This window comes from Microbacterium sp. Nx66, assembly GCF_904066215.1.
Classification (GTDB): domain Bacteria; phylum Actinomycetota; class Actinomycetes; order Actinomycetales; family Microbacteriaceae; genus Microbacterium; species Microbacterium meiriae.
In genome coordinates, this window is the sequence record NZ_LR880474.1 from 3093948 (window position 1) to 3113109 (window position 19162).

Consider the following 19162-nt stretch of genomic DNA (forward strand, 5'->3'; position numbering starts at 1 on the left):
GGACGGGGGTCAGGAGGCGGGGATGAGGCCCTCGGCCGCGAGGTTCTCCCACAGGGCCGACGGGATCTCCAGGGCAGCGTACTCGGCGTTCTGCCGGAGCTGCGCCGGACGGCTGCCCCCGACGACCACCGAGCGCACCACGTCAGACTGCAGCGGGAACCGGATCGCCGCGGCCGGCAGGGGCACATCGTGATCGGCGCACACCGCGGCGATGCGCACGAGGCGGTCCCACAGCTCGTCGGGGAGCTGCCCGTACTCGTAGCGGCCATCGCGTCGCGGCTCGTTCGAGGCGAGCAGGCCGGAGTTGAACACCGACGCCGCGACGATCCCGGTCCCGGTCTCGCGGCACGCGGGCAGCACGTCGACCGCGGCGGGCTGCTCCAGCAGCGTGTACCGACCGGCCACCATCACGAGGTCGAGGTCGGCCGAACGCACCGATGCCGCGAGGGCGTCCGACACCATCGAGCCGATGCCGATCGCGGTCACCTCACCGTCGGCGCGCAACTGCTCCAGGGCGGGAAGGGCCTCGGCGAGCGCGAGGTCGAGGTCGTGCCGCTCCGGGTCGTGCAGGTAGAGGAGGTCGATGCGCTCGACGCCCAGGCGCTCGCGCGACTCCTCCAGGCTCGTCCGGATGCCGTCCGCCGAGAAGTCCCACACGCGCCGGAGATCGTCCGGCACGTGGAAGTCGTTGGCGGTGTCGAGGCCGCCGGCGTGGTCCGGGTTCGGGCGCAGCAGACGGCCGACCTTGGTCGAGAGCACGTACTCGTCGCGGGGCTTGGTCTGCAGGAAGGCTCCGAGGCGGCGCTCGGACAGCCCGAGGCCGTAGTGCGGAGCGGTGTCGTAGAAGCGGATGCCGCTCTCCCACGCCGCGTCCAGCACCGCCCACGCGTCGTCGTCGGACAGCTCACGGAAGAGGTTGCCGACGTTCGCGGCACCGTAGCCGAGGGTCGGGACGGTCAGACGCTCAGGCGTGGACATGCGCACCCGTCCAGGTGTACTCCGCGATGCTGTCGGCCTTCATCTCCATGCCCGTACCCGGCGCGGTCGGAGCCATGTAGGAGCCGCCCTGGATGTCGGTCGGCACGACGAAGTGCTCGTGCAGGTGGTCGACGAACTCGATCAGGCGGCCTTCGCGAGTGCCGGAGACGGCGACGAAGTCGAACATCGACAGGTGCTGCACGGCCTCGCACAGCCCCACGCCGCCGGCATGCGGACACACCGGCACGGCGAACTTCGCCGCGAGCAGCAGGTTGGCGATGTTCTCGTTCACTCCCGCGACGCGGACGGCGTCGATCTGCATGACCGAGATCGCGTCGGCCTGCAGGAGCTGCTTGAAGATCATCCGGTTCTGCGCGTGCTCACCGGTGGCGACACGGATGGGCGCGACGCCGCGGGCGATCTCCGCGTGCCCGAGGATGTCGTCGGGGCTGGTGGGCTCCTCGATCCATGCGGGGTGGAACTCGGCGAGCGCGTTCACCCACTCGATCGCCTCGGAGACCTCCCAGCGCTGGTTCGCGTCGATCGCGATGGGGAAGTCCGGGCCGCACACCTCCCGGGCCTTCCGGAAGCGGCGGATGTCGTCGTCGAGGTCGGCGCCGACCTTGAGCTTGATCTGCGTGAATCCGTCGGCCATGGCCTCGCGGGCGAGGCGCTCGAGCTTCTCGTCGGAGTAGCCGAGCCAGCCGGGGCTGGTCGTGTAGCCGGGGTAGCCGGTGGCGAGGAGCTGCTGCTCGCGCTCGGCCCGGCCGGGCTCCGCCGTGCGCAGGATCTCCAGCGCCTCCTCGCGGGTGAGGGCGTTGGTGAGGTAGCGGAAGTCGACGAGGTCGACGAGCTCCTCCGGGGTCATCCGGGCGAGGAGCTGCCAGAGCGGCAGGCCCGCGCGCTTGGCCTTGATGTCCCACAGCGCGTTGATGACGGCGCCGATGGCCATGTGCATGACGCCCTTCTCCGGCCCCAGCCAGCGGAGCTGCGAGTCGCCGATGATCTCGCGGAACGTGCCGCCCATGTCATCGAGCAGCGGTTCGATCTCCCGCCCGACGAGGTGTCCGGCGAGCGCGTCGATGGCCGCGACCTGCACGTCGTTGCCGCGGCCGATCGTGAAGACGAAGGCGTGCCCCTCGATGCCGTCGGCGGCGTCCGTGCGGACGATGACGTACGCGGCGGAGTAGTCGGGGTCCGGGTTCATCGCGTCGGAGCCGTCGAGGCTCAGCGACGTGGGGAAGCGGATGTCGGTGGTGTCGAGGGCGACGATACGGCTCACGGGGTTCCTCTCCATGCGCGGGTCGTTCTTCCGCGCGGATCTCTTGGAGTGTAAACATCCGATGTCTATACTGTCAACGAGACCGGCCGCTGAGCAGCGGCCTCCCGAACGATCAGGAGAATCATGAAGTTCGCGCGGCTCGGCACCCCGGGGGCGGAGATCCCCGTCCTCCTGGAGGGTGACCGCTACCTCGACCTCCGCCCGGTGACATCCGATGTCAACGGCGACTTCCTTGCGGGAGACTTCGTCGCCCGCGTCGCCGCCGCCCGCGACGCCGGGGAGCTCCCCGAGCTGCCGGACGCCGCGACGATGCGCATCGGCGCCCCGATCGCCCGCCCGAGCGCGGTGATCTGCATCGGGATGAACTACGCCGCGCACGCCGCGGAGTCGGGGTCGGAGCCGCCGACCATCCCCATCATCTTCCTCAAGACGCCCAACACGGTCGTCGGCCCCAACGACGCGGTGACGATCCCGCGCGGGAGCGAGAAGACCGACTGGGAGGTCGAGCTCGGCATCGTCATCGGCGCCCGCACCGCCTACCTCGACTCCCCGGAGGAGTCGATGGCGCACGTGGCCGGCTTCGTCGCCGCGAACGACGTGTCGGAACGGGACTTCCAGATGGCGGTGTCCGGCGGGCAGTGGTCGAAGGGCAAGATCGCCTTCGGCTTCAATCCCACGGGTCCCTGGCTGGTCACCCCGGACGAGGTGGACCATCAGGCGCTCGGCCTCCGCAGCTTCGTGAACGGCGAGCCGCGGCAGGACTCGAACACGAGCGACATGATCTTCACGGTCGAGCAGATCGTGCACCACCTGTCGCAGTACGTGACGCTCGAGCCCGGTGACCTGATCCTCACCGGCACCCCGCAGGGCGTGGCCCTGTCCGGCACGTACCCCTACCTGGCGGCGGGCGACGTGGTGGAGATCGAGATCGACAGCCTCGGACGCCAGCGCCAGGACTTCATCGCATGGGAGGCAGAGAAGTGACCCTTCGAACTCAGGGAACCGACGCGGAAGGCCTCGTGGCCATCGTCACCGGAGGAGCCTCCGGCATCGGCGCGGCGATCGCCGACCGTCTGCATGCGGATGGGGTCACCGTCGCGGTCCTCGATCGTGACACCACGCACGCCGACGAGCGGTTCGCCGCGTTCACCGCCGACGTCTCCGACCGCGCGAGCGTGGACGCCGCCGTCGCCGCCGTCGCCGAGCGCTTCGGCCGCATCGACATCGTCGTCAACAACGCCGGCGTCGGCGCACAGGGCGACATCGCCGCGAACGACGACGACGAGTGGGCGCGCGTCCTCTCCATCAACGTCACGGGCATCGCTCGGGTGACGTCGGCGGCACTGCCGTGGCTGCGGAAGTCCCCCGCCGCCGCCGTATGCAACACGGCCTCGATCGCCTCGACCACCGGGCTCCCGCAGCGGGCGCTGTACTCCGCGTCGAAGGGGGCCGTGTCGGCGCTGACTCGCGCGATGGCCGCCGATCATCTGCGCGAGGGCATCCGCGTCAATGCGGTCAACCCCGGCACGGCGGACACGCCGTGGGTCGGACGACTGCTCGACTCCGCGGCCGACCCCGCCGCCGAGCGGGCCGCGTTGGAGGCACGACAGCCCCACGGACGACTCGTGAGCCCCGACGAGGTCGCCGCCGCGGTGGCCTACCTCGTGAGTCCCGCCGCGGGCTCCACCACGGGCACCTTCATCGAGGTCGACGGGGGGATGGCGCAGCTCCGCCTCCGCCCCGAGTGACTCGATCCTCCCGACGGCCCGGTGTCTCCCCGCGAGACCCCGGGCCGTTCTCGTCCCGTCCCGCCCCAGCCGGGATCAATTCCGCTCCCTCCTCCCGCCCCGCACGCCCCTTTCTGATCCCGCACACGGCACGCTTCCCGACCGCCCCCGCCGTTCGGGATCAGAACCGCTCCTCCGCCCCGCCCCGCAGGCCCCCTTCTGATCCCGCACACGGGCATCCGCGCCGGCGAGATCAGAATCGCTCCCCGGGCCCGCTGCCGCGGACCGTTTCCCATCCCGCACGCCACGAGGCGCCCAGGAGGGACGACCGTGAGCGGTACGGCACCCATCCGGCCGGGGTCAGAAGCGGGCCTGGACGGGGCTCCGAAGGTGGCATATTGCATCCGCCCCGCGAAGGGGCGGAGGAGGGGGCTAGAGGGAGTAGAAGGAGGTGGCGGTGGCGTGGAAGAGGGCGTCGTGATCGATGCCGCGGGACGTGGCCCAGGCCGCCACAACGTCGGCGCAGCGGCTGCGGGCGGACGGCTGATACACCGGAGAGCCGTCGGCGGAAGCGCGGGGATCGTCCGGCACCGCGGGGCCGACCGCCGACACGGGCCAGTCGCTCCCCCACATCAGGCGCTCGGGACCGAAGACGTCGGCCGCGATGTCGAGGAAGGGTTCGAGCTGCGCGAGGCTCCAGTCCCCTCCGGCCTCCGCGGGCAGTCCGGACACCTTGCAGAACACCCCGGGGTGTCGCGCCAGCTCGGCGAGGTCGCGCTCCCACTCCACAGAGGGCGTGCGCGGAGCAGAAGCCGTCCCGACCTCCGGCTTGCCGAGGTGATCGAGCACGATCCGCAGCTCGGGGATCGCGCCGGACAGTCGTGCGACGTCGGGGAGCTGCGCGGCACGCACGCACGCGTCGAAGGTCCACCCGTGCGCCGCGACCTCGCGGGCCCCGGAGATGAAGGCCGACGAGAGCATCATGCCGTCCGGCTCCCCCTGCAGCAGATGACGCACGCCGACCACGAGGGGCTCCGCGGTGAGGCTCTCCAGGTGCACCGTGGTGTCGGTGCCGCGATCGAGCCGAGCGCCGGCGACGATGCCGACCACCCCGAGTCGTTCCGCCTGCCCTGCCACCCACCGCACCTCCGCGAGGAAGTCGTCCTCGGCGGTCTCGGCCTGCACGAACACGGCCCGCTCGTCCGTGGCCCGCTCCACCCGCGCCTGCTCGAGTTCGACGGCACCGAAGCGCCGCGCGAGCGGTCCCTCGAGCCACGTGTACCCGAGGGCCTCCGGGTCCCACAGGTGCAGGTGCGAGTCGAGGATGCGCATGCCCCCATCCTGCCGCAGACATCGGATGTTGTGCGAGGATGAGCGCCATGGCAGTGACGGACGAGGCGATCGAGAAGATCAAGGCGATGATCGTGTCGGGCGAACTGGCCCCCGGCGATCGCCTGCCCCCGGAGAAGGAGCTCTCCGAGCGCCTCGGCCTCTCCCGCAACTCGATGCGCGAAGCGGTCAAGGCGCTGGAGGTCATCCGCGTGCTCGACGTCCGTCGTGGTGACGGCACCTATGTCACGAGCCTGGAGCCGCACCTGCTGCTGGAGGCGATCGCGTTCGTCGTGGACATGCACGACGACGACTCGATGCTGGAGATGTTCGCCGTCCGCCGGATGCTCGAATCGCAGGCCACCGGGCTCGCGGCCACCCTGGGCACGGACGAGGCGATCGCGGCCCTGCAGGATGAGGTGGAGGCCGTCGACGCCTCCGTCGGCATCGAGGAGCTCGTCGACCACGACATCCGCTTCCACCGCGAGATCGTGGGCATGGCGGGCAACGCCTACCTCGCGAGCCTCATCGAGCACCTGAGCAGCCAGACGGTCCGGGCCCGGGTGTGGCGGGGGCTCACGGAGGGCGGCGCCGTGGAACGCACCCTGTCGGAGCACCGCGCCATCGCCGACGCCATCGCCCAGCGCGACTCGGCACTGGCCACCTCCCTCGCCACGGCCCACATCGCGGGTGTCGAGCGGTGGTTGCGGCAGGCTGCCTCGGCCTGACCCGTCAGGCGCCGAGACGCTCCATCGCGGCGTCGAACTCGGCCGCCGAGTTGTCGCTGACCTCGTGGAACAGCACCTGGTCGAGCACGTCGGGCGCGGCGGTGAAGTAGGGGACGCCGGCAGCGCGCAGCCCGGTGATGTCATCGGCCGTCCGCAGCGACGCGGCGAGGACGTTGGAGGCGCTGCCCGCGCACATCTCCTGCATCCGTGCGATGAGGGCGTCGCCGTCCATGCCCGCGTCGCGCATGCGCCCGAGGTAGGGCGCGATGTACTGGGCACCGATCGAAGCGCACGTGAGCGCCTGCGCGACGGAGTAGACCGCCGTGACGAGGACCGTGGCCCCGTCACGGACGAGGGCGGAAGCGGCAGCGAACCCGGCTGCGGTCGCGGGCACCTTCACCGCGACGCGGTCGCCGAGCGCGCGGATGCCCTCCGCGTTCCGGAGGAAGGAGGCGGTGTCACCACCCCACGTCTGGAAGAACACCTCCCGGGCGCCCTCCTCGACCCAGCGGGCGTAGAGGTCGGGGATCTCCCCAGCCGTCCGCCCGCCACGCTCGAGGATCGTGGGGTTCGTCGTGACACCGTGCACGACCCCCGCGGAGAGCAGCCGCGCGACACGGTCGGTGTCGGCGCTGTCGACGTACAGGCGGGGCGCGATCGCGGTCATCGGGGTCTCCTCGCGGGCAACCTGTCGTTACAGGTGGGGCTTCGGCTAATGTAATGACAGCTCCCGAACCTTGTCAAAGACCGGGAGTCCCGCGCTGTCGAGGAGGATCAGGAGCGAGATGACACCCGCACACCCCGGCGACCGCTCCGGCGTCGTCATCGTCGGCAGCGTGACGGCCGACGTCACGACCTTCTCCCAGCGGCTCCCGGCCCGCGGCGAGACCATCCTCGGCGACGAGTTCACGCTGATGCTCGGCGGCAAGGGCGCGAACCAGGCCGTCGCGGCGGGACGCTCCGGCGCCCGCACGAGCTTCGTCGGCTGCGTCGGCGACGACCTGTTCCACGACCTCGTGGTGGACGGTCTCACCGCCGCCGGCGTCGACCTCGCGCACCTGCGCACCGTCCCGGGCCCCACCGGCATCGCGCACATCCGCGTCGACGCCTCCGCGCAGAACGACATCGTCATGGTGCCGCTCGCGAACGCCGCCCTGAGCACCGAGCAGATCGACGAGGCCCTCGCAGCGCTCGCCCCCACGACCTCGGTGCTGCTCACCCAGCTCGAGACCCCGTCCGCCCTGACCGCCCACATCACCGCCCGGGGACGCGAGCACGGCATGACCGTGATCCTCGATCCGGCACCGGCGGCGGAGCTGGCAGCGGAGATCTGGCGGAGCATCGACATCGTCACCCCGAACGAGACCGAGGCATCGCTCATCAGCGGCATCCAGGTGACCGACGCCGCCTCCGCCGAACGCGCCGGACACTGGTTCCTGGAGCAGGGTGTGGGCGCCGCGGTCATCACGCTGGCCGGACAGGGGTCGTGCGTCGTCACCGCCGAGGGCGCCACCGTCGTCCCGCCGTTCCCCGTGGAGGCCGTCGACACCACCGCCGCGGGCGACGCCTATGCCGGCTACCTCGGCGCCGCGCTCGCGCGCGGAGCGGCCCTCACCGATGCGGTGCGGCTGGCGACCGCCGCGGGCGCCCTCACCGTCACGAAGCAGGGGGCCTCGCCCAGCCTCCCCCACCGCGCCGACGTCGAGGCCTTCCTCGCCGCGCGCACCGCGGCCCCCGTCGCGAACTGAACCAGGAGCAGACGATGCGCAAGACCTCGACCACGATCAACCCCGCGCTCTCCCGCGTCATCAGCGAGACCGGGCACACCGATCTGATCGTCGTGACCGATGCCGGGCTGCCGATCCCGCCGGGCGCCGAGCGCATCGACCTCGCCTACCGCCCCGGCGCCCCCGCCTTCCTCGACGTGCTCGACACGGTGCTCGCGGAGCTCGTCGTCGAGGGCGCGACGGTGTCGGCCGAGGTCGCCGAGAAGAGCCCGGAGGTGCTCGACGCCCTGCGCGAGCGCTTCGCCGATGCGGGGTTCGAGATCGAGCTGGTCCCGCACGTCGAGTTCAAGCGGCGCACGCACGCCGCCCGCGCCTTCGTGCGCTCCGGGGAGTTCACCCCGTACGCGAACGTGATCCTGCACGCGGGGGTGGCGTACTGATGTCCCTCATCGAGGACGCCATCGACCGCCACAGCGCGGCGCCCATGTACGACCAGCTCCGGCAGCTCATCATCGACGGCATCGCCCGCGACGGTCTGCAGCCGGGCGATCCTCTTCCCGGCGAGCACCGGCTGTGCGAGCGCTACGGCATCTCCCGCACGGTCGTTCGGCAGGCGCTGGCGCAGCTCGAGCACGAGGGACTCGTCGAGCGCGTGAAGGGCAAGGGCACGTTCGTCTCCCGCCCGCGCACGAGCGAGAGTCTCGTGCACACGCTCGTCGGGCTGTACGACGACGTCGAGCGGCGCGGCGGCCATGTGCACAGCGACGTCCTCCGCCACGAGCAGACCGTCGCGGACGAGGAGGTCGCCCTGGCCCTGGAGGTGCCGGTCGGATCGCCGGTGATCGTGCTGGAGCGGCTGCGACACGTGGACGGCGAGCCCTGGTCGCTCTCGACCACGTGGATGCCCGAGGCGGTGGGGGCGGTGACGCTCGGCGCGGATCTCACCGAGGCGTCGCTGTACCGGCTGCTCGCCGACCACGGCATCATCGCCACGCACGGCGTCCGCTCGGCCGAGGCGACGGTCGCCACGCACGAGCAGGCTCAGCACCTCGGTGTGAGCGCCGGCTCCGCCCTCCTCCGCCTGCGCAGCATCAGCCGCAGTGAGGACGGGGTGCCGATCGAGTACTTCATCGCGTACCACCGCGGCGACCGCTCGCGCTTCGAGTTCCAGCTCCAGCAGGAGCAGTCCCAGGCCTCGTTGATGCACGTGGACGGATCGGGCGGCGCCTCCCCCGCGGGCACGGTGGGCTGACAGCGGCCCCGGTACGCTCGAGGCATGAGCGACTGGACCAGCACCGCGATCGCCCTGCTGGAAGCCGATGCCAACCGCAGCGCCGACACACACCTGCACCTGTTCCCGCTGCCGCCGGAGTGGGGCATCGACCTCTACCTCAAGGACGAGTCGGTGCACCCGACCGGCTCGCTCAAGCACCGCCTCGCGCGCTCCCTCCTCCTCTACGGGCTCGTCAACGGGCGCATCCGTGAGGACACGACCCTCGTGGAGTCCTCGAGCGGATCGACCGCGGTGTCGGAGGCCTACTTCGCCCGCATGCTGGGGCTGAAGTTCATCACCGTCGTGCCCCGGTCGACGGTGCAGGAGAAGATCGACCTCATCGAGTTCTACGGCGGAACCTGCCACTTCGTCGACCGCCCGGAGGACATGTCGTCGGAGGCCCAGCGCCTGGCGGCGGACTGCACCGGGCACTACCTCGACCAGTTCACGTTCGCGGAGCGCGCGACCGACTGGCGCGGCAACAACAACATCGCCGAGAGCGTGTTCAGCCAGCTCGCCCAGGAGCGGCATCCGATCCCCCGCTGGATCGTCACGGGCGCCGGCACCGGCGGTACCAGCGCCACGTTCGGCCGCTATGTGAAGTACCGCCGCCATGACACCCGGATCGCGGTCGTCGACCCCGAGGGCTCGGCCTTCTACGACGGCTGGGCGGGGACGGTCGACCCGCCGGCGGGACGCCCGAGCCGCATCGAAGGCATCGGGCGGCCGCGGGTGGAGGCCTCGTTCGTGCCGTCCGTGATCGACGAGATGATCCAGGTGCCGGACGCGGGCTCCATCGCCGCGATCCGCCTCCTCCGCGAGCGCACCCTGCACTGGGCGGGCGGCTCCACCGGCACGAACCTCTACGGCGCGTTCCAGCTCATCGCCCGGATGCGTGCCGCCGGCGAGACCGGCAGCGTCGTGACCCTCATCTGCGACAGCGGTGTGCGCTACGCCGGCACGTACTACTCCGACGAGTGGGTGGCGCAGCAGGGGTGGGACCTCGCCCCGCACCGTGCGCGGCTGGAGCGGTTCCTGGAGACCGGGGTCTGGGCGGAGTGATCCCCGGGTTACGCTGACCCCATGACCACACTCATCCTCACCGTCGCGGGTGCCGATCGTCCTGGCCTCGTGGCCGCCGTCGCCGATGTCGTCGATGCCCACGGCGGCAACTGGGAGAACAGCTCCCTCGCCGAACTCGCCGGCACGTTCGCGGGTGTCATCGAGGTGTCCGTGCCGACGGAGCGCACGGGGGAGCTCGAGACCGCGCTCCGGGCGATCCAAGGCCAGGGGCTGCTCACGCTGTCGGTGCTCACCGGCACGCCGGGGCCGTCGGAGGACGAGGAGCAGCTGATCGTGATGCAGGTGCTCGGCAACGACCGCCCCGGCATCGTGCGGGAGGTGTCGGCGGTGCTGAACGCGCACGCCCTGAGCATCGAGGAGCTCACGACCGAGACCCGGGAGGCCGCGATGGCCGGCGGGCGACTGTTCGAGGCCTCGGTGATCGCGAAGGTCCCGCCGACGGTCGACCTCGACGCCCTGCGCGCCGACCTCGAGCGCCTCGCGTCGGAGATCCAGGTCGACATCACCCTCGGCTGACCCCGTTCGAATCGCCTGAATGGCTCTATCCGGCCGCCGGATGGGACCGATCGCGCGATTCGAACGCAGTCAGAGGCCGGAGTATCGCCGCACCCAGTACTCGGTGTAGGCGACGTGGGCGGACGCGGCGGCGGAGGCTGCCACCGGATCCGCGGCGGCGAGGCCGCGCAGGATCGCGCGGTGACCGGCATCGGAGTGGATCTTGAGCTCCGCGGCGTCCTCGGGGTCGGATATCCGGTAGGCCCGGGAACGGGAGCGCAGCACGTCGATCAGGCTGGTCAGGGCCTCGTTGCCCGCGACCGAGGAGATGGCCATGTGGAACTCGTGGTCGAGGCGGGACTGCGCCTCGAAGTCCGTCGTCGACTCGATCTCCGTGAGCACCTCGTCGAGTGCGGCCACCGTGTCCTCGTCGATGCGGGCCGCGGCGAGCGCCGCCGCATGCGGCTCGAGCACCCGTCGGAGCTCCGTCAGCTCCAGCACCCCCGCCATCGGCAGCAGCCCGACCGTGAGCGAGAGACTGCCGATGAGATCGGCCGCGCGGAGCTCGCTGACGTAGCTCCCGGAGCCGTGCCGCGTCTCCAGCACGCCGAGCGCGGCGAGAGTCCGGATGGCCTCACGGAGCGATCCCCGTGAGACGCCGAGCCGTTCGCAGAGCTCTCCCTCGCTCGGCAGCCGGTCGCCGGGGCGCAGAGCGCCGTCGGCGATGAGGGCCCGCAGCCCGTGCAGCGCCGTGTCGAGTGCGCTCATCGTCATCCTCTCCGCCACTCCTCCACCCCTCGTGAAGTCTGTCGGACACACCGACGGCCGCAAACTCGTATGACAACTATGTTTCATCTTCGCGCTTTCGTAGCCAAAACCGAAGGCGTGTGGCAAAGTTGTGCAACAACTCGCCCCCACTCACCGATGAGGTCCGATGCCCGCTCCGCAGTTCCCCGCTCCGCTCACGCTGAACTCCGGCCTGCGGGCGCGCGACGCCTGGCCGCTCGACCCGACCGTGATCCACCTCAACCACGGGTCCTTCGGGGCGGTGCCGTCGGTGGTGGTCGCCCATCAGGACGCCCTGCGCCGCCGTGCCGACCTGAGCCCCGTGGAGTGGTTCCCGCGCATCGCGGAGCGCGTGCAGGAAGCGAGGCAGCGGACGGCTCCGTTCGTCGGCGCCCGCGCGGAGGACAGCGTGTTCGTGCCCAACGCCTCCGCCGCGGCCACCGTCATCTACAACGCCCTCCAGCTCGAGAGGGGCGACGAGATCCTCGTCACCGACCAGGGCTACGGGGCCATCACCATGGGAGCCGAGCGCCTCGCCCGCCGGTTCGGCGCCGCCGTCCGCACGGTCGCCCTGCCCCTGCTCGCCGATGACGACGAGATCGTGCAGCTGTTCGCCGACGCCCTCACCCCGCGCACGCGGCTGCTCGTCGTCGACCAGATCACCTCGCCCACGGCTCGCCTGCTGCCGACCCGCCGCATCGCCGACCTCGCGGCCGAGCGCGGCGTGCGCACCCTGGTCGACGGCGCCCACGCCCCCGGCCTCATCCCGGACGCGGCGGCCGTCGCCGGCGGCGACTGGTGGTTCGGCAACCTGCACAAGTGGCCCTGCGCCCCGCGCGGCTCCGCCCTCCTGGTCACCACCGCCCCCGACCGCGACGAGCTCTGGCCGCTGATCGACTCCTGGGCCGCGCGCGAGCCGTATCCCGAGCGCTTCGACACGCAGGGCACGATCGACGCCACGACGTACCTCGCCACCCCCACCGCGATCGAGTTCATCGAGGCCGAGTTCGGATGGGCGGCCGCCCGCGAAGCCATGGCAGCGCGCGCCGACGCGGGGGCCGAGCTCATCGCCGAGGCCCTGCGCCCGTTCGGCGACGAGGACCCGCTGACCCCGCTCCCCTCACCGGTGCCGTCCATGCGCCTCATCCGGCTGCCGCTCGGCCTCGGCGCCACCCGCGAGGAGGCCGACGCGCTGCGCATGGACCTCCTCGACGAGGTCGGCGTGGAGACCGCGTTCACGAGCTTCCGCGGCGTCGGCTACTTCCGCCTCTCCGCGCACCTGTACACCGAGGCCGCCGACGTCGAGGCGTTCGTCGAGCGCTGCGTCCCGGCGATCCTGCGCCGCGCCGGCATCCGCCCCGCGGACGCCCTCATCCTCCCCTGACCCGAACACCCACCCACCCCCACCGAGAGGCACATCGTGAAGAACAAGATCTTGACGACCGCAGCCGGAGTCGGCACCGTCGCCGTCCTCGCACTCACCGGATGCTCCGGAGGCTCCGGCTCGTCCGGCGGCGACGGCAGCGTCACGCTCCAGATGGTCGAGAGCCTGACGAACCCGGCACGCACCGAGCTCCTCCGCGGACTGCTCGATGAGTTCGAGAAGGACAACCCCGACATCACCGTCACCCTGGTCTCCCCGCCCACCGAGCAGGCCGACCAGAAGATCCAGCAGATGCTGCAGTCCGGCAAGGGCGTCGACGTGCTCGAGGTGCGCGACATCACCGTCGGGCCGTTCGCGAACAACGGCTGGCTGTACGACCTGGGCGACGATCTGAAGAAGTGGGACGGCTGGGACGCCCTGACCGAGAACGCGCAGTCGGCATCGGTCGCGGAGGACGGCAAGAGCTACTTCGTCCCCTACGGCTTCTACGGCCTGTCGCTCTTCTACCGCACGGACCTCGTCGAGCAGGCCGGCTTCGACGGCCCGCCGCACAGCTGGAAGGACCTGCTGGAGCAGGCGTCCGCCATCCAGGACCCGTCGAACAACATCTACGGCTACGCCTTCCGCGGCGGCCAGAACGCCAACAGCAACGTCGTCGCGGCGATCGAGGCCTACACGATCGACGGCCTCGACACGGAGGACGCGTTCCTCATGGAGGACGGCTCCACGATCTTCGCCGCGCCCGAGGCCCAGGAGGCCGTCGACGACTACTTCGACCTGTTCAAAGAGGCCTCGCCGCCGTCCGCCGTCTCGTGGGGCTACCCCGAGATGGTCGCCGGGTTCACCAACGGCACCACCGCGTTCCTGCTGCAGGACCCGGAGGTCATCGCGACGGTGCAGGACTCCTCGCTGACCGAAGACCAGTGGGACACCGCCCCGCTGCTCGTCGGCCCGTCCGGCAAGGCCGCACAGCCCCTCGCCGTCGCCGGTTGGGGTGTCGCGGAGAACAGCGAGCACAAGGAGGCGGCGGTCAAGCTCGTCGAGTTCCTGTCGTCGGCCGAGCCCGCCACCGAGTTCGCGCAGGCGAACAGCCTCGTCCCGATCATCGCGGCCGCCGCGGACGACGAGTTCTACTCGACCGGCCCCTGGACGAGCTACGTCACCATGACCGAAGACCCGGAGACCTACGTCAACGTGCGTCAGCCGCGTGGGGTGAGCTGGTGGACCGAGTGGATCCAGAAGTCCGACCAGGACGTGCAGAGCGTGCTGCTCGGCAACATGTCCACGAAGGACCTCCTCGCCTCGTGGGACGCGTTCTGGACCGAGAAGTACGCCGCGGAGAAGGGTTGATCCGTGGCCCGCACCATCCGTGAAGGGGGCTCCGTCGGCACCGCCGGCGGGGCCTCCCCGGCATCGCGTCGTCGGCCGTTCCGGGGTCGCACTGCGCTCACCCTGCTGGCGTTCCTCGCGCCGGCGATCGTCTTCGTCTGCTGGTTCACGTACTGGCCGATGCTGCAGGGCGCCCGCATGGCGTTCCACGACTGGAACCTGTGGGACCTCACGTCGACCCCGTTCGTCGGCATCGACAACTTCCTCGCCGTCTTCCGGGACCCGGCGTTCCCGACCGTGGCGTGGAACTCCGTGCTCTGGGTGGTCGGCTCGCTCGTGCCGCAGCTCGTGATCGGCTTCCTCATCGCTCTCGCCCTGCGCAAGCGATTCCGCTTCCGCGGGCTCTACCAGGCGCTGGTGTTCTTCCCGTGGGCGGTGTCCGGCTTCCTGATCGGCATGCTGTTCCGCTGGATGTTCAACGCCGAGTTCGGCGTCGTCAACGACCTGCTCATGAAGGCGGGGCTGATCGACGCGCCGCTGCCGTGGCTGGCCGATCCGAAGCTCGCGATGTTCGCCGTGATCGTCGCGAACATCTGGTACGGCGTGACCTTCTTCGCGATCATGATCCTCGCGGCCCTGCAGTCGGTGCCGGACGAGATGCTGGAGGCGGCGAGCCTGGACGGCGCCGGCAAGGTGCGGCAGCTGTTCTCGATCATCATCCCGTACATCTCGATGACGCTGCTGCTGACGATCCTGCTGCGCGTGATCTGGATCTTCAACTTCCCCGACATCATCTACGCGATGACGAACGGCGGCCCGGCCAACCAGACCCACATCATCACGACGTGGATGATCAACTACACGCAGCAGGGCAACTACGGCATCGCGAGCGCCATCGGGCTCATCGTCGTGGCCTTCCTCATGGTGTTCTGCGCGTTCTACCTGATGGCGATGCGGAGAGTGCAGCGATGACCATCACCTCATCCGTCCGGACCGGCTCCTCGGTCACGGAGACCCGTCGCATCACGGTGCCCGACCCGAAGGCCGCCCCGCGCCCGAAGCCCCGCGTCACGGTGGGCGGCGTGGTGCGTGTCGTCGGCCTGGGGCTGTGGCTGCTCATCACGCTGTTCCCGCTGTACTGGATCACGCTCACCGCGTTCAAGTCGCCGGGCACGATCAACCGCTTCCCGATCGAGTACTGGCCGAGCGAGCCCTCGCTCGACAACTTCACGAGCCTGTTCGAGAAGAGCTCGTTCGGGACGTTCCTGGCGAACTCGGCCATCGTGGCGGTGTCGGCCGGCGCGGTGGCGACGCTCATCGCCCTGCTCAGTGCGTACGTGCTGGCGCGGTTCGAGTTCCGCGGCAAGGGGGCGGTGCTCATCGCGTTCCTGCTGACGCAGATGATCCCGGCGTTCATCGCCCTGGGACCGCTGTACTCGATGATGACCGACCTGGGACTCGTCGACACCAAGCCGGGGCTCATCCTCGTCTACATCGCGATCTGCATCCCGTTCTCCACGGTCATGCTGCGGGGCTTCTTCGAGAACGTCCCCGACGCGCTGGAGGAGGCGGCGATGATCGACGGCTGCTCGCGCCTGGGTGCCCTGTTCCGGGTGCTCGTGCCGGTGATGACGCCTGGCATCATCGCGGCGTTCATCTTCAACTTCGTGAACTGCTGGAACGAGCTGTTCCTGTCGGTCGTGCTGATGAACACCGACGCGAACCGCACCGTCCCATCGGCGCTGAACGGCTTCATCTCCACGTTCAACATCGACTGGGGCTCCATGAGCGCCGCGGCCGTGCTGACGATCCTCCCGACGATGGTGATGTTCGCCCTCGCCAGCCGCTGGATCGTCCAGGGCCTCACGGCCGGGGCCGTCAAGGAGTAACCCGCCCGAAGAGCGCACATGGTCCCATTCCGCGACGGAATGGGACCATGTGCGCTCTTCGAAGGCTTAGACGAGCCGGGACTTCGGCGACACCGAGTACGTGTGCTCGGCGTCGCGGTTGACCGTGTCGCCGAGAGCCTCGTCGATCGCGGTCATCGTGTCGGCGTCGAGCTTCACGCCGGAGGCCTTGACCGTGTCGGCGAGCTGCTCCGGGCGGGAGGCGCCGACGAGGGCCGCCGCGACGTTCGGGTTCTGCAGTACCCACGCGATCGCGAGCTGCGGCATCGACAGCCCCGCCTGCTCGGCGATCGGCTTGAGGCGCTGCACCGCGGTGAGGATGTCGTCCTGCAGGAAGCTCTTGATGAAGCCCGCGCCCGAGTTCTGGTCGGTCGCCCGCGAGCCCTCCGGCACCGGCTGCCCCGGCAGGTACTTGCCGCTGAGCACGCCCTGCGCCATCGGCGACCAGACGATCTGCGAGATGCCGAGCTCCTCCGACGCGGGGACGACCTTGCCCTCGATGACCCGCCACAGCATCGAGTACTGCGGCTGGTTCGAGATGAGCTGGATGCCGAGCTGCTTCGCCAGCGCGTGCCCGTCGCGGAGCTGCTCCGCGGTCCACTCCGAGACGCCGATGTAGAGCGCCTTGCCCTGCCGCACGATGTCGGCGAAGGCCTGGAACGTCTCCTCCAGCGGGGTCTCGTGGTCGAAGCGGTGCGCCTGGTACAGGTCGACGTAGTCGGTGCCGAGACGCTGCAGCGAGCCGTTGATCGACTCCATGATGTGCTTGCGGCTCAGGCCGGTGTCGTTCGGACCCTTGGGACCGGTCGGGAAGTAGACCTTCGTGAAGATCTCGAGGCTCTCGCGACGCTGACCCTCCAAGGCCTTGCCGAGCACGACCTCGGCCGCCGTGTTGGCGTACGTGTCCGCGGTGTCGAACGTGGTGATGCCGGCATCCAGGGCGGCGTGCACGGTCTTGACCGCGGCGTCGTCCTCGACCTGCGAGGCGTGCGTGACCCAGTTGCCATAGGTGATCTCCGAGACCTTGAGACCGCTGTTGCCGAGATAGCGATAGTTGACCATGGACCAACGCTAGTCCCGCCAGGGGGACCGGCGGGCCGGATCGGCCGCGATCATCAGGCGGTGGCGGGCGAAGGCCCGCGGCGGCGGGACGTGACCGCGGCCCCGACCAGCACCCCGACCGCGGAGAGCGCGCTGACCGCGTACAGGGGCAGCGCCCACGGGGAGGCATCGGCGCCGCTGATGCCGAAGGTGTCGGCGAGCCCCATGCCAGGGCCGAACGACGCGACGAAGTAGGCCGGCGCCCCGCCCATGAGCAGCGCGAGGAAGGTCATGCCGGCCACCACCGCCGGAGCCCGCGTGAGGAGGCAGACGACCGCCGTCCCGACTCCCAGGCACACACCCGCGCCGAGGATGCCGAGGACGGTCTGCGGCATGAGGCTCTCTCCGGCGTTCGACATCGCGGCCCTGACCTCGTCGAGGGAGAGGCCGCCCGGCGCCGCGGCGAGCGGGTTCAGCACGAGGATCTGCACGGCGGCGAGCGCGGCGTACGCGGTGACGGCGAGCACGCCCGCGACGCAGATCCAGAGGGTGGGGCGCGGCACCGGTGTCATGCGGTCACCCTAGGCAGGGCTGCTGAGAGTCTCCCGGTACTCGCGCCAGGCGTCGCCCAAGCGGCGCACCCCCTCGGTGAGCACGTCGTCCGGCGCGGTGAACGGCAGACGCACGTGGTCGTCCGGGGCGGCGGCCGAGACCGCGAAGGCCCCGGTGCCCGCGATGGAGACCCCGTGCGCCGCAGCGATTCGCGCGAGTGCGGACGCGGAGCCCCGCGGCAGCGCCGCCCACAGCGAGAGTCCGCCCCGCGGAGCGTCGTAGGTCCAGTCCGGTACGTGCGCGGCCATCAGGTCCTGCAGCAGGAGGAGGCGTTCCCGGTGCACGCGACTGTTGGCGCGCCGGAGCTCCGTCGCGTGGGCGATGAGGTCGAGGGCGAGGAGCTGGCCGGGCACGCTCGTGGACTGATCGGCGAGCTGGCGCGCACCGCGCAGCCGTCGGACCAGGACGGGGTCGGCGCGCAGCCACCCGATCCGCAGCCCGGCCCAGGCCCACTTCGACACGGACTCGACGACGAGCACCGGGGCGTCCGGCCGTTCCGAGGCCAGCGTGGGCGGCACGATCCCGTCGAACGAGATGCCGGCGACGACGCGGTCCTCGATCACGGGCACCCCGTACTGCGCGGCGAGTTCGGCCACGCGATGCCGCGCCGCCCCGGGCAGACGCGTCCCCGTCGGGTTCTGGTGGTGCGGGTTGAGCGCGACGAGCACGGGACGCAGTCGGGCCATCGCCTGCTCCAGCGCATCGACGTCGAGGCCGTCCGCCCCCATCGGCACGCCGTGGACCGTCCCGCCGCGCAACCCCACGGAGTCGGTCACGCCCGGCCACGTGATCTCCTCCGCGAGGACGACGTCCCCCGGCTCCACGAGCGCGTTGACGACGAGGCTGATGGCCTGCTGCGCGCCGTGGGTCACGAGGATCTGCTCGGGCGTGGTCGGCGTCCCCTCGGCGCGATACATGTCGGCGATGAGTTCGCGGAGGGCCGGGAGACCCGCGGGGTCGGTCTCCGGGAGCAGGGCGAGGTCGAGCCTCGGCTGGTGGTCGCGGATGAGCTGCACCCCGAGGTCCGGGATCTGCGGGACCGTGCGGAGCAGGTCGATCGCATTGGGGAGTGCCGAGAACAGCGCCTCGCCACGTCCCGGGCGGCGGTCGGCCGCGGGCGCCGTCCTCGCCCCCGACACCCTCGTCCCGCTGCCCTGTCGGCGCTCCACGAGACCCTGCTCCGCGAGGGACGCATAGGCGGACACGACCGTGCCCCGCGAGACCGCGACCACCGCGGCGAGGGCGCGTTCGGCAGGCAGACGGTCGGCGGGGCGCAGCTCACCACTGCCGATCAGGGCGGCGATCGCCGCGGCGAGTCGGGTGGAGAGCGTGCCGTCGCCGTGCGCCCAGCGGCCGAGGAGTGGGGCGAGCGCGGACGCGGAGACCTCCCCGCCCTGGACGAGAGGGCCGGGAGCCGATCCGTGGGCCACCGGCGTCGTATTGGCCCTGTCGAGGGTGTCCATGAGACCTGATTCTGGACC

The 19162-nt window shown here is 70.8% G+C and carries 20 protein-coding genes; 12 read left to right on the forward strand and 8 right to left on the reverse strand.

Annotated elements, in window-relative coordinates; genetic code table 11:
- Positions 1 to 9 precede the first annotated feature (9 nt).
- The gene (locus tag MICNX66_RS14945) at positions 10 to 978 is read right to left on the reverse strand and encodes an aldo/keto reductase (protein WP_187662522.1); all 969 of its coding nucleotides are present in this window, start codon (positions 976 to 978) and stop codon (positions 10 to 12) included.
- Entirely contained in the window at positions 965 to 2260 is a 1296-nt protein-coding gene (locus MICNX66_RS14950) for an L-fuconate dehydratase (protein WP_187662523.1), read from the reverse strand. Before MICNX66_RS14950 ends, MICNX66_RS14945 begins: the two co-directional genes overlap by 14 nt.
- Positions 2261 to 2383: 123 nt before the next feature.
- Between MICNX66_RS14950 and MICNX66_RS14955 the strand changes: the two genes are divergently transcribed.
- On the forward strand, positions 2384 to 3244 hold the full coding sequence (locus tag MICNX66_RS14955) for a fumarylacetoacetate hydrolase family protein (protein ID WP_187662524.1): 861 nt from the start codon (positions 2384 to 2386) through the stop codon (positions 3242 to 3244).
- Positions 3226 to 4008 carry an SDR family NAD(P)-dependent oxidoreductase gene (locus MICNX66_RS14960; protein WP_187662525.1) on the forward strand — a complete coding sequence of 261 codons (783 nt, stop codon included), beginning with the start codon at positions 3226 to 3228 and terminating at the stop codon, positions 4006 to 4008. The genes MICNX66_RS14955 and MICNX66_RS14960 overlap by 19 nt, the downstream gene beginning before the upstream one ends.
- 411 nt (positions 4009 to 4419) lie before the next feature.
- Here MICNX66_RS14960 and MICNX66_RS14965 read toward each other — a convergent pair whose 3' ends face one another.
- Positions 4420 to 5319 carry an amidohydrolase family protein gene (locus MICNX66_RS14965; RefSeq protein WP_187662526.1) on the reverse strand — a complete coding sequence of 300 codons (900 nt, stop codon included), beginning with the start codon at positions 5317 to 5319 and terminating at the stop codon, positions 4420 to 4422.
- Between the two features lie 47 nt (positions 5320 to 5366).
- On the opposite strand from MICNX66_RS14965, the gene MICNX66_RS14970 reads away from it, so the two are divergent.
- Positions 5367 to 6044, forward strand: coding sequence for a FadR/GntR family transcriptional regulator (locus MICNX66_RS14970; protein WP_187662527.1), 678 nt, complete (start codon positions 5367 to 5369; stop codon positions 6042 to 6044).
- Positions 6045 to 6048: 4 nt separating this feature from the next.
- Here MICNX66_RS14970 and MICNX66_RS14975 read toward each other — a convergent pair whose 3' ends face one another.
- Entirely contained in the window at positions 6049 to 6711 is a 663-nt protein-coding gene (locus MICNX66_RS14975; RefSeq protein WP_187662528.1) for a transaldolase family protein, read from the reverse strand.
- A gap of 118 nt (positions 6712 to 6829) precedes the next feature.
- Between MICNX66_RS14975 and MICNX66_RS14980 the strand changes: the two genes are divergently transcribed.
- Genes MICNX66_RS14980 through MICNX66_RS15000 form a run of 5 tightly spaced genes read left to right on the forward strand, consistent with a single transcriptional unit; the run spans position 6830 to position 10643 of the window.
- Complete coding sequence (locus MICNX66_RS14980; protein WP_187662529.1) at positions 6830 to 7792, forward strand: ribokinase; 963 nt, start codon at positions 6830 to 6832, stop codon at positions 7790 to 7792.
- Positions 7793 to 7806: 14 nt separating this feature from the next.
- Complete coding sequence (gene rbsD, locus MICNX66_RS14985) at positions 7807 to 8211, forward strand: D-ribose pyranase (protein ID WP_187662530.1); 405 nt, start codon at positions 7807 to 7809, stop codon at positions 8209 to 8211.
- Positions 8211 to 9023, forward strand: coding sequence for a GntR family transcriptional regulator (locus tag MICNX66_RS14990; protein ID WP_187662531.1), 813 nt, complete (start codon positions 8211 to 8213; stop codon positions 9021 to 9023). Before rbsD ends, MICNX66_RS14990 begins: the two co-directional genes overlap by 1 nt.
- Before the next feature lie 24 nt (positions 9024 to 9047).
- Complete coding sequence (locus tag MICNX66_RS14995; protein ID WP_187662532.1) at positions 9048 to 10106, forward strand: PLP-dependent cysteine synthase family protein; 1059 nt, start codon at positions 9048 to 9050, stop codon at positions 10104 to 10106.
- A gap of 21 nt (positions 10107 to 10127) precedes the next feature.
- Entirely contained in the window at positions 10128 to 10643 is a 516-nt protein-coding gene (locus MICNX66_RS15000; RefSeq protein WP_187662533.1) for a glycine cleavage system protein R, read from the forward strand.
- Between the two features lie 69 nt (positions 10644 to 10712).
- Here MICNX66_RS15000 and MICNX66_RS15005 read toward each other — a convergent pair whose 3' ends face one another.
- On the reverse strand, positions 10713 to 11390 hold the full coding sequence (locus tag MICNX66_RS15005) for a FadR/GntR family transcriptional regulator (RefSeq protein WP_085605550.1): 678 nt from the start codon (positions 11388 to 11390) through the stop codon (positions 10713 to 10715).
- Positions 11391 to 11556: 166 nt separating this feature from the next.
- On the opposite strand from MICNX66_RS15005, the gene MICNX66_RS15010 reads away from it, so the two are divergent.
- The 4 genes from MICNX66_RS15010 to MICNX66_RS15025 are packed head-to-tail and all read left to right on the forward strand — an operon-like array spanning position 11557 to position 16010.
- Complete coding sequence (locus tag MICNX66_RS15010) at positions 11557 to 12792, forward strand: aminotransferase class V-fold PLP-dependent enzyme (protein WP_187662534.1); 1236 nt, start codon at positions 11557 to 11559, stop codon at positions 12790 to 12792.
- A 36-nt stretch (positions 12793 to 12828) separates the two neighbouring features.
- Positions 12829 to 14142, forward strand: coding sequence for an ABC transporter substrate-binding protein (locus tag MICNX66_RS15015; RefSeq protein ID WP_187662535.1), 1314 nt, complete (start codon positions 12829 to 12831; stop codon positions 14140 to 14142).
- Positions 14143 to 14145: 3 nt separating this feature from the next.
- Positions 14146 to 15093, forward strand: coding sequence for a carbohydrate ABC transporter permease (locus MICNX66_RS15020; protein WP_187662536.1), 948 nt, complete (start codon positions 14146 to 14148; stop codon positions 15091 to 15093).
- Positions 15090 to 16010 carry a carbohydrate ABC transporter permease gene (locus MICNX66_RS15025; protein ID WP_197971853.1) on the forward strand — a complete coding sequence of 307 codons (921 nt, stop codon included), beginning with the start codon at positions 15090 to 15092 and terminating at the stop codon, positions 16008 to 16010. The genes MICNX66_RS15020 and MICNX66_RS15025 overlap by 4 nt, the downstream gene beginning before the upstream one ends.
- Positions 16011 to 16076: 66 nt before the next feature.
- Here MICNX66_RS15025 and MICNX66_RS15030 read toward each other — a convergent pair whose 3' ends face one another.
- Genes MICNX66_RS15030 through yczR form a run of 3 tightly spaced genes read right to left on the reverse strand, consistent with a single transcriptional unit; the run spans position 16077 to position 19144 of the window.
- A complete protein-coding gene (locus MICNX66_RS15030) occupies positions 16077 to 17090 on the reverse strand; it encodes an aldo/keto reductase family protein (protein ID WP_187662537.1) in 1014 nt (337 codons plus the stop codon).
- Between the two features lie 53 nt (positions 17091 to 17143).
- Positions 17144 to 17641, reverse strand: a complete 498-nt coding sequence (locus MICNX66_RS15035; protein ID WP_187662538.1) for a hypothetical protein — start codon at positions 17639 to 17641, stop codon at positions 17144 to 17146.
- A gap of 9 nt (positions 17642 to 17650) precedes the next feature.
- On the reverse strand, positions 17651 to 19144 hold the full coding sequence (gene yczR, locus MICNX66_RS15040) for an aminotransferase-like domain-containing protein (protein ID WP_187662539.1): 1494 nt from the start codon (positions 19142 to 19144) through the stop codon (positions 17651 to 17653).
- Positions 19145 to 19162 lie beyond the last annotated feature (18 nt).

Excerpts from the sequence above, each read along its gene's own strand:
- MICNX66_RS14975 (WP_187662528.1), bottom strand. The coding sequence starts at position 6,711 with ATGACCGCGATCGCGCCCCGCCTGTACGTCGACAGCGCCGACACCGAC.
- MICNX66_RS14960 (WP_187662525.1), top strand. The coding sequence starts at position 3,226 with ATGGGAGGCAGAGAAGTGACCCTTCGAACTCAGGGAACCGACGCGGAA.
- MICNX66_RS15000 (WP_187662533.1), top strand. The coding sequence starts at position 10,128 with ATGACCACACTCATCCTCACCGTCGCGGGTGCCGATCGTCCTGGCCTC.
- MICNX66_RS15005 (WP_085605550.1), bottom strand. The coding sequence starts at position 11,390 with ATGAGCGCACTCGACACGGCGCTGCACGGGCTGCGGGCCCTCATCGCC.
- MICNX66_RS14945 (WP_187662522.1), bottom strand. The coding sequence starts at position 978 with ATGTCCACGCCTGAGCGTCTGACCGTCCCGACCCTCGGCTACGGTGCC.
- MICNX66_RS15010 (WP_187662534.1), top strand. The coding sequence starts at position 11,557 with ATGCCCGCTCCGCAGTTCCCCGCTCCGCTCACGCTGAACTCCGGCCTG.
- MICNX66_RS14965 (WP_187662526.1), bottom strand. The coding sequence starts at position 5,319 with ATGCGCATCCTCGACTCGCACCTGCACCTGTGGGACCCGGAGGCCCTC.
- MICNX66_RS14955 (WP_187662524.1), top strand. The coding sequence starts at position 2,384 with ATGAAGTTCGCGCGGCTCGGCACCCCGGGGGCGGAGATCCCCGTCCTC.
- MICNX66_RS14970 (WP_187662527.1), top strand. The coding sequence starts at position 5,367 with ATGGCAGTGACGGACGAGGCGATCGAGAAGATCAAGGCGATGATCGTG.
- MICNX66_RS14995 (WP_187662532.1), top strand. The coding sequence starts at position 9,048 with ATGAGCGACTGGACCAGCACCGCGATCGCCCTGCTGGAAGCCGATGCC.
- rbsD (WP_187662530.1), top strand. The coding sequence starts at position 7,807 with ATGCGCAAGACCTCGACCACGATCAACCCCGCGCTCTCCCGCGTCATC.
- MICNX66_RS14990 (WP_187662531.1), top strand. The coding sequence starts at position 8,211 with ATGTCCCTCATCGAGGACGCCATCGACCGCCACAGCGCGGCGCCCATG.
- yczR (WP_187662539.1), bottom strand. The coding sequence starts at position 19,144 with ATGGACACCCTCGACAGGGCCAATACGACGCCGGTGGCCCACGGATCG.
- MICNX66_RS15025 (WP_197971853.1), top strand. The coding sequence starts at position 15,090 with ATGACCATCACCTCATCCGTCCGGACCGGCTCCTCGGTCACGGAGACC.
- MICNX66_RS15035 (WP_187662538.1), bottom strand. The coding sequence starts at position 17,641 with ATGACACCGGTGCCGCGCCCCACCCTCTGGATCTGCGTCGCGGGCGTG.
- MICNX66_RS15030 (WP_187662537.1), bottom strand. The coding sequence starts at position 17,090 with ATGGTCAACTATCGCTATCTCGGCAACAGCGGTCTCAAGGTCTCGGAG.
- MICNX66_RS14980 (WP_187662529.1), top strand. The coding sequence starts at position 6,830 with ATGACACCCGCACACCCCGGCGACCGCTCCGGCGTCGTCATCGTCGGC.